Origin of the sequence: Mesorhizobium sp. M1273 (genome assembly GCF_040318195.1) — a bacterium.
Classification (GTDB): domain Bacteria; phylum Pseudomonadota; class Alphaproteobacteria; order Rhizobiales; family Rhizobiaceae; genus Mesorhizobium.
The window spans coordinates 84145-96509 of sequence record NZ_JAMYLV010000017.1 but is presented as its reverse complement, the minus strand read 5'-3'; the positions used below and the strand labels follow the sequence as shown (position 1 = coordinate 96509).

12 protein-coding genes are annotated in these 12365 nt (G+C 63.8%); 7 read left to right on the top strand and 5 right to left on the bottom strand.

The features are described from left to right. Positions 1-12: 12 nt before the first annotated feature. From hutG to hutI, 3 genes are all read right to left on the bottom strand, one after another. The gene (gene hutG, locus NKH30_RS19355) at positions 13-831 is read right to left on the bottom strand and encodes an N-formylglutamate deformylase (protein ID WP_352922675.1); all 819 of its coding nucleotides are present in this window, start codon (positions 829-831) and stop codon (positions 13-15) included. A 409-nt stretch (positions 832-1240) separates the two neighbouring features. After that, a complete protein-coding gene (gene hutH / locus NKH30_RS19350; RefSeq protein WP_352996624.1) occupies positions 1241-2776 on the bottom strand; it encodes a histidine ammonia-lyase in 1536 nt (511 codons plus the stop codon). Next, positions 2773-4023: an imidazolonepropionase gene (gene hutI, locus NKH30_RS19345; protein ID WP_352996622.1), complete on the bottom strand. Its 1251-nt coding sequence runs from the start codon at positions 4021-4023 to the stop codon at positions 2773-2775. Before hutI ends, hutH begins: the two co-directional genes overlap by 4 nt. Before the next feature lie 98 nt (positions 4024-4121). On the opposite strand from hutI, the gene NKH30_RS19340 reads away from it, so the two are divergent. Continuing rightward, the gene (locus NKH30_RS19340; protein WP_352996620.1) at positions 4122-5474 is read left to right on the top strand and encodes a formimidoylglutamate deiminase; all 1353 of its coding nucleotides are present in this window, start codon (positions 4122-4124) and stop codon (positions 5472-5474) included. Next, a complete protein-coding gene (gene hutC, locus NKH30_RS19335) occupies positions 5471-6232 on the top strand; it encodes a histidine utilization transcriptional repressor HutC (RefSeq protein ID WP_352996618.1) in 762 nt (253 codons plus the stop codon). The genes NKH30_RS19340 and hutC overlap by 4 nt, the downstream gene beginning before the upstream one ends. 408 nt (positions 6233-6640) lie before the next feature. On the opposite strand, the gene NKH30_RS19330 is transcribed toward hutC, so the two are convergent. Then, a complete protein-coding gene (locus NKH30_RS19330) occupies positions 6641-6985 on the bottom strand; it encodes a RidA family protein (protein WP_023674415.1) in 345 nt (114 codons plus the stop codon). 211 nt (positions 6986-7196) lie between these two features. On the opposite strand from NKH30_RS19330, the gene aztA reads away from it, so the two are divergent. The 4 genes from aztA (at position 7197) to NKH30_RS19310 (ending at position 10310) form a co-directional block, all read left to right on the top strand. Further along, positions 7197-8009 (top strand): zinc ABC transporter ATP-binding protein AztA, encoded by an 813-nt coding sequence (aztA, locus tag NKH30_RS19325; protein ID WP_352996616.1) that lies wholly within the window; start codon positions 7197-7199, stop codon positions 8007-8009. Further along, positions 8009-8884, top strand: a complete 876-nt coding sequence (aztB, locus tag NKH30_RS19320) for a zinc ABC transporter permease AztB (protein ID WP_352457155.1) — start codon at positions 8009-8011, stop codon at positions 8882-8884. Before aztA ends, aztB begins: the two co-directional genes overlap by 1 nt. A 22-nt stretch (positions 8885-8906) precedes the next feature. Then, positions 8907-9848 carry a zinc ABC transporter substrate-binding protein AztC gene (aztC, locus tag NKH30_RS19315; protein WP_352501460.1) on the top strand — a complete coding sequence of 314 codons (942 nt, stop codon included), beginning with the start codon at positions 8907-8909 and terminating at the stop codon, positions 9846-9848. 123 nt (positions 9849-9971) lie between these two features. Further along, positions 9972-10310: a protein tyrosine phosphatase family protein gene (locus NKH30_RS19310; protein ID WP_352473646.1), complete on the top strand. Its 339-nt coding sequence runs from the start codon at positions 9972-9974 to the stop codon at positions 10308-10310. Between the two features lie 262 nt (positions 10311-10572). On the opposite strand, the gene NKH30_RS19305 is transcribed toward NKH30_RS19310, so the two are convergent. Then, positions 10573-11040 carry an Lrp/AsnC family transcriptional regulator gene (locus NKH30_RS19305; protein ID WP_352525401.1) on the bottom strand — a complete coding sequence of 156 codons (468 nt, stop codon included), beginning with the start codon at positions 11038-11040 and terminating at the stop codon, positions 10573-10575. Between the two features lie 141 nt (positions 11041-11181). Between NKH30_RS19305 and hppD the strand changes: the two genes are divergently transcribed. Further along, complete coding sequence (gene hppD, locus NKH30_RS19300) at positions 11182-12297, top strand: 4-hydroxyphenylpyruvate dioxygenase (RefSeq protein ID WP_352542358.1); 1116 nt, start codon at positions 11182-11184, stop codon at positions 12295-12297. The last annotated feature ends 68 nt before the right edge of the window (positions 12298-12365 follow it).

Below are 12365 nucleotides of genomic sequence, written 5' to 3'. Positions count from 1 at the left end.
GTGCACCGCGCGTCAGCGTTCGGCCCAGGCGATCGCGGTTTCCAGGATCTTCTTCAGCGTGACGCGGATCGGCGCCGCGAATTCGGCCTCGTAAGGCACCGGCCAGTTAGCCGGTTCGCCCTTGCCTTCGGGCTCGCGCATATAGCCGCGGTTGGAGAGTTCCATCTGCAGCGCGTGGACGCCGGCTTGCGGCTGGCCGAAATGGCGCGTGATCCAGCCGCCCTTGAAGCGGCCGTTGACGACGTAACTCTCGCGGGTTTCGGCGAGGATCTGGCCAACCGTCGCTTGCAGCGTCGGATCGGCGCTCTTGCCGTCATTGGTGCCGAGATTGAAGACCGGCAATTTGCCTTCGAAAAGGCGCGGCAGCACCGAGCGGATCGAATGGCAGTCATAGACGACGACCTTCCCATGCAAAGCGTGCAGCCTGTCGATCTCAGCCTGCAGGGCGGCATGATAGGGTACGAAGAACTTCTCGCGGCGCTCGTCGATCTCAGACGGCCCCGGCTCTTCACCCTTGCGGTAGAGCTGATCGCCGTCAAAGGTCTCTGTCGGGCAGAGCCCGGTCGTCGTCTGGCCGGGGTAGAGCGAAACGCCGGACGGATCGCGGTTGACGTCGATAACGGTGCGCGAAATCGCCGTATGCACGACCGTCGCGCCGAGGCTCTCGGCGAAGTCATAAAGCTTGTCGATCCACCAGTCGGCGTCACGGCGGCCGAGCCAGGGCGAGACCAGCCGGCTGTCGAGGCCGGCGAGATCGATGCCGGTATGCGGGATCGAAACCAGCAGGGGTGCTGTGCCTTGGGTGACGGTGAGCCAGGAGGGTGAGGTCATCGGAAGTCTCCGCGCGAAGGAACGCGACTTTGCAATCGTCCTTGAACACCGACTTCGGTTTTTATCGCTCGCAACGCATTTTGTTCTTGCTTTGTGCCGGCAGCTATGCTACTAAATTCGGTATGGTGCTGATTCGGCCCGACGACCCGCCTTTGAGGCGGGTTTTTTGTTTCTGGATTTGAAAGTTTCGGTGTTGCCGGGCTGAGGTTGGCGGGACAGCGCCCCCCTCTGTCCCGCCGGACATCTCCCCCTCTAGTGGGGAGATTGGCAGCTTCGGCGCCTCGCTCAGTCCTGCAACGCTGGAGATTGGCGAAAGCCGAGACGACAGCCAATCTCCCCCCTGGAGGGGGAGATGTCCGGCAGGACAGAGGGGGGCGCGACAGAACGCGGCCTGTGACGGTGAACCGTCTCACGACGTCACCCCCGGCAGCTTTACCGCGCTTGCCGCTTCGACCGCCGCGCCGCTGCGTATCACGGCGATGGCCTTCTCCATGTCGGGGTGGAAGTGCCGGTCGTTGTCGAGATGGGGCACCTCTGCCCTGACCAGCCGGCGCACCGCCTCCAGTGCCGCGCTCGAGGCCAGCGGTGCGTGGAAATCGCAGCCTTGCGCGGCGGCCAGCAATTCGATGCCGATGACGGCCGTCGCATTCTCGACCATGCCGATGAGGCGGCGCGCGCCATGCGCCGCCATCGAGACATGGTCTTCCTGGTTGGCCGAGGTCGGGATCGAATCGACGCTGGCCGGATAGGCCTTTTGCTTGTTTTCAGAAACCAGTGCTGCCGCCGTGACCTGAGGGATCATGAAACCGGAATTCAGACCCGGCTTGGGCGTGAGAAAGGCCGGCATGCCCGACAGCGCCGGATCGACCAGCATGGCGATGCGCCGCTCCGACAGCGAGCCGATCTCGCAGACGGCGAGTGCGATCATGTCGGCGGCGAAGGCGACCGGCTCGGCATGGAAATTGCCGCCCGAAAGTGCGGAGTCGTCCTCGGCAAAGATCAACGGATTGTCGGTGACGCCGTTGGCCTCGGTGCCGAGCGTCTCGGCGGCCTTGCGGAGCACGTCGAGTGCTGCGCCCATCACCTGCGGCTGGCAGCGCAGGCAATACGGATCCTGCACACGCTCGTCGCCGACGCGGTGCGATTCACGGATGGCGCTGCCGGCCATCAAATTGCGCAACGCCTCGGCCGTCTCGATCTGGCCGCGATGTTTCCTGAGCAGATGGATGCGTGGATCGAACGGAGCGTCGGAGCCCTTGGCGGCATCGGTCGACAGCGCGCCGGCGACCAGTGCCGACTGGTAGAGCACTTCCGCCTCGAACAAAGCGGCAAGCGCATAGGCGGTCGAAAACTGGGTGCCGTTGAGCAGTGCCAGGCCTTCCTTGGCGCCCAGTGTCACCGGCTCCAGGCCGTGCGAAACGAAGGCGACCTTGGCGGGAAAGCGGCCGTGCGGGGTAAAGCACTCGCCGACGCCGATCATCACGGCGGTCATGTGCGACAGCGGCGCAAGGTCGCCGGAAGCGCCGACCGAGCCTTGCGCCGGCACCACGGGGATAACGTCGTTGGCCAGCATCGCCTCGAGCAGTTCGATCGTCCGCGGCCGCACGCCGGAGGCGCCCTGTGCCAGGCTGGCCAGCTTCAGCGCCATCATCAGCCGGCAGATTGCGACGGGCATCGGCTCGCCGACGCCGGCGGCATGAGACAGCACGATGTTTCGCTGCAACGTTTCCAGATCGGCGGCGGGGATGCGGACGCTGGCCAGCTTGCCGAAGCCGGTATTGATGCCATAGACCGGCTCGCCCTTGGCAACGATCCTGGCGACGGCCTCGGCGCTGGCCTTGATCTTCGGCCGGCAGGCATCGTCGAGCCTCAGTGCGGCGCCGCGATAGATGGCGCGCCAATCGGCCAGCGTGGCATTGCCCGGCCTTAGCTTGAGTTCGGTCATTGTCCCCTCCAGATGCGGGCATGCAGCGGGTTGAAGCCCATGCGGTAGACGAGTTCGGCCGGGCGCTCGACGTTCCAGATCGCCAGATCGGCGGATTTTCCGGCCTCCAGCGTGCCGGTCTGTCCAAGCAGCCCGAGCGCGCGGGCAGCCTCGCGGGTAACGCCGGCAAGGCATTCATCGACGGTCAGGCCGAACAACGTCGCGGCCATGTTCATGGTCAGCAGCAGCGAGGTCAGCGGCGACGTGCCGGGATTGTTGTCGGTGGCAACGGCCATCCTGACGCCATGCTGGCGAAACAAGGCGATCGGCGGCTTCTTGGTCTCGCGGATGAAGTAGTAGGCGCCGGGCAGGATGGTCGCCACGGTTCCGGCCTTCGCCATCGCCGCCGCACCGGCCTCGTCGGTGTATTCGAGGTGGTCGGCCGATAGTGCACCATAGCGCGCCGCAAGTTCGGCGCCATGCAGATTGGACAGCTGGTCCGCATGGAGCTTGACCGGCAGGCCCGCCGCCTTTGCGGCATCGAACACGCGGGCGATCTGCTCCGGCCAAAAGGCAATGCCTTCGCAAAAACCGTCGACGGCATCGGCCAGGCCCTCAGCAACGACGGCCGGCAAAATCTCGTTGGCGACAAGATCGATAAAGGCGTCCTTGTCGCCTTTTGCTTCGGGCGGCAGTGCATGAGCGCCGAGGAAAGTGGTCCTGACCGTCACCGGCCGCCCACCGCCGAGCCGTCGTGCGGCGCGCAGCGACTTCTTCTCGTTTTGGAGGTCGAGACCGTAGCCGGATTTGATCTCCACGGTGGTGACGCCTTCGGCGATCAGCGCGTCGAGCCGCGGCTGCGACTGGGCGACCAGTTCGTCCTCGCTCGCCGCGCGCAATGCCTTGACCGAGGAAACGATGCCGCCGCCGGCCTTGGCAACCTCCTCATAGCTGGCGCCGGCCAGCCGCATCTCGAATTCATTGGCACGGTTGCCGGCGTGAACCAGATGGGTGTGGCAGTCGATCAGGCCGGGCGTAATCCAGCGGCCTTCGCAGTCGGTCGCCTCGGCGTCTTTGCCAAGTGCTCTGGGGCGGAGCGCTGCCGGCATGTCGGCTTCCGGCCCGGCATAGACGATCCGGCCATTGCGCACGGCGATTGCACCGTGCTCGACAACGCCTGACCCGGGGCTGCTTTCGGCCATGGTCGCGAGGCGCGCATTGCGCCAGAGGCGAAGCTCTCCTGCCCGGCTTTTGCTCTCTGCAGCCATCATCTTTTCCGTTTCAATAGGTGACGATTATGTATATACATATGAAAAGGCACTGCAAGCGCTATCATGGCACGGCAGACCGGGATTTGGAGAAAAACGTGACAGCAATCTTTGCAGAACAGGCGCTTCTGCCCGACGGCTGGCACAGCAATGTGCGGATCGTCATCTCCGACGGCAGGATCGCCACGGTCGAGGCGAATACCTCGCTCCTGCCCGGCGACGAGCGCCGTGCCATCCTTTTGTCCGGCATGCCGAACCTGCACAGCCATGCCTTCCAGCGCGGCATGGCCGGCCTTGCCGAATTGCGCGGCCCTTCCGCCGACAGTTTCTGGAGCTGGCGCGAGGTGATGTACCGTTTCGCGCTGTCGATGACGCCGGACCAGGTCGAGGCGGTCGCGGCCCAGCTCTATGTCGAGATGCTGGAGGCCGGGTTCTCGCGCGTCGGCGAGTTTCACTATCTCCACCACGACCGTGACGGCCGGCCCTATACTGACATCGCCGAGATTGCGCAGCGCATCGTTGCCGCAGCGTCCGAGACAGGCATCGGGCTGACTTTGCTGCCCGTCTTCTACGCGCATTCCTCTTTCGGCGGCGCTGCGCCAAATGAAGGCCAGCGCCGGTTCATCAACGATGTGAACCAGTTCTCGCGGCTTGTTGAGAAATGCCGCGAATCCATTCGCGCGCTGAATCAAGGCGTCGTCGGCGTCGCCCCGCACAGCCTGCGTGCGGTGACACCGGAGGAACTGGAAAACATCACGGTGATGGCGCCGGAGGGGCCTATCCACATCCACATCGCCGAGCAGATGAAGGAGGTCGAGGACTGCCTTGCCTGGTCCGGGGCGCGGCCGGTCGAATGGCTGCTTGCCAACGCCAAGGTCGACCGGCGCTGGTGTCTCATCCACGCCACCCACATGACCGACACCGAGACGACCGATTTGGCGAAAAGCGGCGCCGTTGCCGGTCTCTGCCCGATCACCGAGGCCAATCTCGGCGACGGCACCTTTGCCGCGTCCTTGTTCATGCAGCATGGCGGCCGCTTCGGCATCGGCTCGGATTCAAACGTACTGATCGGCCTGCCGGACGAGTTGCGGCAGCTCGAATATTCGCAGCGCCTCGCCCACCGCGCCCGCAACGTGCTGGCGGTGGCCGGCGGCTCGACCGGCCGTGCTTTGTTCGATGCCGCGCTCGATGGCGGCAGTGCCGCGCTGGGCGCCGGCCTCTCGCAGATCGCAGCAGGTGCCTCGGCCGATTTCGTCTCGCTCGACGGCAAGCATCCATCGCTGGCCGGCAAGACGGGCGATGCAATCCTTGATGCCTGGATTTTTGCCAGCGGCACCAAGGTCGATTGCGTCTGGGTGCATGGCAGGAAACTGGTCAGCGGCGGCATCCATGCCAGGCGCGATGCCATCGCCGAGCGCTTCCGCAAGGTGATGACGGCGCTTTCGACATGAGCATGATCGGGACAATAAGCGCGGATTCTGGAAGCGCGGACGGCGGCGAGGTTCTTTCGCTGCACCAGCGCATCCTGTCGGACATCAGCGACCGGATCCTGTCGGGTGCCTGGGCGCCCGGCCACCGCATTCCGTTCGAGCATGAACTGACGGCCGAATACAATTGTTCGCGCATGACAGTGAACAAGGCGCTGTCGCAACTGGCCAAGGCCGGGCTGATCGAGCGCCGGCGTCGTTCGGGCAGTTTTGTCCGCCGGCCGCAGTCGCAGGCAGCCGTTCTCGAAATCCACGACATCCGGATCGAGGTCGAGGCACTTGGCCTGCCCTACCGCTATGAGCGCATGGCGCGAGACAGAAGGCGCAGCAGCGCCGACGACCGCGCCCTGCTGGAACTCGACGTCGCCGGGCCGGTGCTGGTGCTGGAATGCCGGCATTTCGCCGGCAAGCGGCCGTTCGCCCACGAGCAGCGGCTGATCAACCTGGCTGCCGTGCCGGAGGCTGCCGAAGAAGCGTTTTTCGACACGGCGCCCGGTCCGTGGCTGATCGGGCGCGTGCCGTGGAGTGCCGCCGAGCATCGCATTCGCGCCGTTGCCGCCGAAAAGCACATCGCGGCGGCGCTCGACATCGCGACCGGTGCGCCGTGCCTGGTGATCGAGCGGCGGACATGGAGCGCCGAGCACCCCGTCACCCATGTCCGCTTCACCTATGCGGCAGAGAACCACACGCTGGTGGCGCGGTTCACGCCGTCGCAGGGATAGTGACACGCCCCTTGAGGGGAGGGTCGCGGAGCAAATTGCCGCATGGCGGCATTTTGTGACGCGGGGTGGGGTCGGTGCGACCTCGCCGACCCGACCCCGTCTCGCAGTCTCCGCTTCGCTTCGACTACTCGCCGACCCTCCCCTCGAGAGCAGGGCTATCGCAGATGGAAAGCCGAGGCTTTCGCTCTACGACGTACCCCCACCCCTAGCCCCTCCCCACAAGGGGGAGGGAGACTTTCGTTGGCGCTGACCTCGGCAAATTGCCTGCCTTTCGGCGCCAAAAGGGGAAGTAAGGGCGCGCGGCAGCGTTCCCTCCCCCTTGTGGGGAGGGTTAGGGTGGGGGTCCATCTTCGTAAGAATCCAAATGCGATTGCCCTGCCCTCGAGGGGGAGGGTTAGGAGCCGCCTCTCAAATCGCCGCGGTAACAATAATCTCGACCAGATATTCCGGTCCGGCAAGTTTCGCTTCGCCGGTGGCGCGGGCCGGCGTGTTGCCTTGCGGTACCCATTTGTCCCACTCCGCGTTCATCTCGGCAAAGGTGCTCATGTCGGCCAGCCAGATGATCGCCTGCAGGATCTTGGTTTTGTCGGTGCCGGCCTTGGCCAGCAATTCGTCGATCGCCGCCAGAATGTCCCTGGTCTGGGCACCGACGTTTCCGCCCGGCTTGCCGACCTGACCGGCCAGATAGACGGTGTTGCCGTGGATGACGATCTGGCTCATTCGCGGGCCTACATCGATACGACGAATGCTCATTGGATATTCCTTCTCCTCTTGTCGGTGCGCCTGTTTAGGGGCGGGGTTCGCCGGGGGCAAGGCCGCTCGAGCGGAACTTCTTGAGCCAAGCCAAAGCAGACAACATGACGGCCCGGCCGCAATTCCGCCCGATTGGCTTGTTGACTAATGTAATAACATCACATATCGAATCCGCCCCTGCTGCACCGATCATCGCCCCATGGATCGTCACATGAGCCAAACCTGCCTGACCTTCCACGACCTGACGCTGGGCTACAATAGCCATCCTGCGGTCCACCACCTCAATGGTACGATCCGCAAGGGATCGCTGACGGCGGTCGTCGGCGCCAACGGCTCCGGCAAGTCGACGCTGATGAAGGGCATTGTCGGCGTCCTGAAGCCGATGGCCGGCGCGGTGATCCGGGCGCCCGGCGTACGCGCCGCCTATCTGCCGCAGCAATCGGAACTCGACCGCTCCTTTCCGGCCCGGGTCGTCGACCTGGTTTCGCTTGGTCTGTGGCCGCGGCGTGGCATGCTCGGCCGTTATACGAGGGAAGATCGCGACTCGGTCAGCAAGGCGCTGATGGCCGTTGGCCTAGGCGGTTTCGAGAAGCGCCCGATCGACACACTGTCGGGCGGCCAGCTGCAGCGCACGCTGTTTGCCCGCGTGCTGTTGCAGGATGCCGAGCTCATCCTGCTCGACGAGCCGTTCAACGCCGTCGATGCCAAGACGGTCGGCGACCTGATCGCGCTGATCAAGCGCTGGCACGGCGAGGAACGCACGATCATGGTTGTGGTCCACGATCTCGATCTGGTGCGGCAGAATTTCCCCGAAACACTGCTCCTGGCGCGCCAGCCGATCGCCTGGGGCGAGACCAGGGAGACGCTGCAGCCGGAGAATCTGTTGCGCGCGCGCCGCTTCCACGAAGCCTGGGAGGACAACGCGCCATGGTGTGAGCCCGGCGAGCATGATCACGAGCACAGTGGCCACGAGCACGGCCATGACCACGACCATTATCACGGCTCCGGGCCGAGGGCGGCATGATGGAGGTGCTTTACGGTCTGTTCGTCGCTCCTTTCGCCGACTACGCCTTCATGCAGCGGGCGCTTGCCGGTTCGATGATGCTGTCGCTCGGCGCCTGCCCGGTCGGCGTGTTCCTGATGCTGCGGCGCATGAGCCTGTCCGGCGATGCCATGGCGCATGCCATCCTGCCGGGTGCCGCCGCCGGCTTCCTGTTCTATGGCCTGGAGATCCTGCCGATGACCATCGGCGGACTGATCGCCGGCATCATCGTGGCGCTCGGCGCCGGCGCCGTCTCGCGCTTCACCATCCAGCGCGAGGACGCCTCGATGGCGGCCTTCTATCTGATTTCGCTGGCCATCGGCGTGCTCATGGTGTCGATCCGCGGCTCAAGCGTCGATCTCATGCATGTGCTCTTCGGCACCGTGCTGGCGCTCAACAACGAGGCGCTGACGCTGATCGGCGGCATCGTTGTGGTGACGCTGGTCAGCCTCGCCATCTTCTGGCGGGCGCTGGTCGCCGAATGCCTCGACCCTTTGTTCCTGCGCTCGGTCAGCCGGATGGGCAGCCCGGTGCATTTCATCTTTCTCGGCCTCGTCGTGCTCAACCTCGTCGGCGGCTTCCAGGCGCTCGGCACCTTGCTGTCGGTCGGGCTGATGATGCTGCCGGCAGCGGCGGCCCGCTTCTGGACCTCGCGCGTCGAGCCGATGTGCGTGCTGGCCACAGTAATCGGCTTTGCCTCCTGTATTGCCGGGCTGCTGTTGTCCTACCATGCGTCATTGCCGTCCGGCCCGGCCATCATCCTGTCCGCCGGCGTCGTCTATTTCGCCTCGATCCTGTTCGGCACGCGCGGCATCCTGCGCGCCCGCATCGTCCATCACCGCCACAGAACTGCCTGATCCCAACAAGGAGAAACTGTCCATGCTGAAATCGATCCGCGCCGCTTTGGCCGTGAGCGTTATAACATTAACCGCCTTTGGCGCATCTTCGGCCTTTGCAGAGCCGTTGAAAGTGGTTGCCAGCTTCACGATCATCGCCGATTTCGCCAAGAATGTCGGCGGCGACCGCATCGATCTGACCACCATCGTCGGGCCGGACGGCGACGCCCACGTCTACGAGCCGAGCCCCGCCGATGCTGTGGCGATGGCCAAGGCCGACATCGTGCTGGTCAACGGCCTGCATTTCGAAGGTTTTCTGCAGCGCCTGGTCGACGCCAGCGCCACCAAGGCTTCGATTGCCGTGCTGACCAAGGGGGTCACGCCGATCAATTTCAAACCCGAATTCGCCGAGGCCGATGCCGCCGAAGGCGCAGAAACCGATGGCGGCAAGACGGTCACCGATCCGCATGCCTTCCAGTCGATCGCCAATGCCAAGATCTATGTGAAGAACATCGCCGACGCCTTTTGCACGGCCGACGCTGCGGGTTGCGACAGCTACAAGGCCAATGCAGCCGCCTATACGCAAAAGCTCGAGGCGCTTGAGGGCGAAGTGCAGGCGGCGATCCAGTCGATCCCGCAGGAGAAGCGCGTCGTCATCACCTCGCATGACGCCTTCGGCTATTTCGAGCAGGCCTACGGCTTGACGTTCCTGGCCCCGGAAGGCGTGTCGACCGAGTCGGAGCCCTCCGCCGCCGACGTCGCCAAGCTGGTCAGCCAGGTGAAGCAGGACAAGGCGGCGGCGATCTTCGTCGAGAACATCACCAACCCGCGGCTGATCGAGCAGATCGCCAGCGAGACCGGCATCAAGGTGGGCGGCACGCTCTATTCCGATGCGCTGTCGCAGCCCGACGGCCCGGCCGCGACCTATATCGACCTGATGCACAACAACATCGCCCAGATCAAAGGCGCGATCCTCGGCAGCTGAGCTGTCTAGTCACTCCATCCGGTCGGGCTGAAATTGCCCGGCCGGATTTCTATCTAACGGCGGTTGCCGACCGGGTCCGGGAGTGGCAAGACTGCCGCTAGCCAGATTGTGAGGACCCCAGCCATGGAATACCGTCAGATCAGCGAGGACTATTCGGTCTCCGGCCAGATCCAGCCCGAAGATGTCGCGACCATCAAGGCCGCCGGCTTCAAGAGCGTGATCTGCAACCGGCCGGACGACGAGCAGCCCGGCCAGCCATCGGCCGACACCGTCAAAGCGGCGGTCGAGGGCGCCGGGCTCGCCTTCCGCTACATCCCTGTCATCAGCGGCCAGATCACGGCCGAGAATGTCGAAGACCAGGCCGAGGCGCTTGACGAACTCGAAAGCCCGGTCTTCGCCTATTGCCGCTCCGGCGCCCGCTGCACCAATCTCTATGGGCTGATCAAGCAGTCGAAGGGGTGAGAGGCCTCACGTTCCGAGCGGAGGAAGTCAAGTTCCGCACTGTGGCGATCCTTCACACCCCCCTCTGTCCTGCCGGACATCTCCCCCTCAAGTGGGGAGATTGGATGTCGCGTTGGCTTTCGCCAATTTTCAGCGTTGCGGAGTGGGCCGCGAGGTCAGAGCTGCCAATCTCCCCACTTGAGGGGGAGATGGCCGACAGGCCAGAGGGGGGTGCTGTCCTGGGTGCTGTCCCTCCGCCATATCTAACGAAAAGCCGTCTGGGCTAAATCGGCAGCGCGCCGGTTTCCTTCAATGTCTCCAGCACGATCGCCGTCTTCACATGCTGCACCGATTCGTGCGGCAACAGCACGCCGTTGACGAACTCCGACAATGATTTGAGATCGGGCGTCACCACTTTCAATATATAATCCATCTCGCCGGTCAGCGCGTGCGCTTCCTGCACTTGCGGCAGCCGCGCCACCAATTCGCCGAAGCGCCGCGCATTGTCGCGGTTGTGGGTGGCGAGCGTCACCGAGATGACGTTGACCAGGGAAAAACCGAGCTTGTCGCGGTCGAGCACCGCCCGGTAACCCTTGATATAGCCGTCCTCCTCCAGCCGCTGGCGACGGCGCGAGCATTGCGACGCTGACAGGTTCACCCGTTCCGACAGATCGTTGTTGGTCAGCCGTGCATCGCCCTGCAACAGAGCCATTATCTTGCGGTCAAACTGGTCGATGCGCGCGTCATCCATGGATTTTCCCAAACATATGCACAATTCACGCATTATCTGATCATTTCAAGCGTTTGAATGCAAGCACCATGCACCGCGTCCGCGTTATCATTGTGTTGAGATGGCTTTTCCCGGCCAACAACAGCTTTGGAGGACACTGCCATGGGTCCCTTCCCGCACGACGCACCGCCCGCCACGATCAGCAAAACCAATCCCGCCGGTACCGACGGCTTCGAGTTCGTCGAATTCGCGCATGCCAAGCCGGAAAAGCTCGCCGAGTTGTTCACCCGCATGGGCTATGTGCCGGTGGCCAAGCACCGCAGCAAGGACATCACCGTCTGGCGGCAGGGCGACATCAACTATGTCGTCAATGCCGAACCCGGCTCGCATGCCATGAAATTCGTCGACAAGCACGGCCCTTGCGCCGCCTCGATGGCGTGGCGGGTGGTCGATGCAAGGCATGCCTTCGATCACGCGGTGGCCAAGGGCGCGACGCCCTATGAAGGCAACGACAAGACGCTCGATGTGCCGGCGATCGTCGGTATCGGCGGGTCTCTGCTCTATTTCATCGAAACCTACGGCGAGAAGGGCTCGGCCTATGATGCCGAGTTCGACTGGCTGGGCGAGCGTGACCCGAAGCCGGAAGGCGTCGGCTTCTATTACCTCGACCACCTCACCCACAATGTCTATCGCGGCCAGATGGACAAATGGTGGGATTTCTATCGCGACCTGTTCGGCTTCAAACAGATCCATTTCTTCGACATCGACGGCAAGATCACCGGCCTGGTCAGCCGCGCCATCACCTCGCCCTGCGGCAAGATCCGCATTCCGCTCAACGAGTCCAAGGACGAGACCAGCCAGATCGCCGAATATCTGAAGAAGTATAATGGCGAGGGCATCCAGCACATCGCCGTCGGCACCGACGACATCTACGGCGGCACCGACAGGCTCGCCGCCAACGGCCTGAAGTTCATGCCGGGCCCGCCGGAGACCTATTACGACATGTCTTATGCCCGCGTGAACGGCCATGAAGAGCCGATCGAGCGCATGAAGAAGCACGGTATCCTGATCGACGGCGAAGGCGTCGTCGACGGCGGCACGACCAAGATCCTGCTGCAGATCTTTTCCAGGACAGTGATCGGCCCGATCTTCTTCGAGTTCATCCAGAGGAAGGGCGACGAAGGCTTTGGCGAGGGCAATTTCCGCGCCTTGTTCGAATCGATCGAGCAGGACCAGATCAAGCGCGGCGTGCTGAAGGTGGACGGCAAGGCAGCGTAGCCAACTCGGCCGAGGTGCCTTGTGGTTTGATCAATTATGACCTAAATTCTGGTCATAAGAGGTCTGAC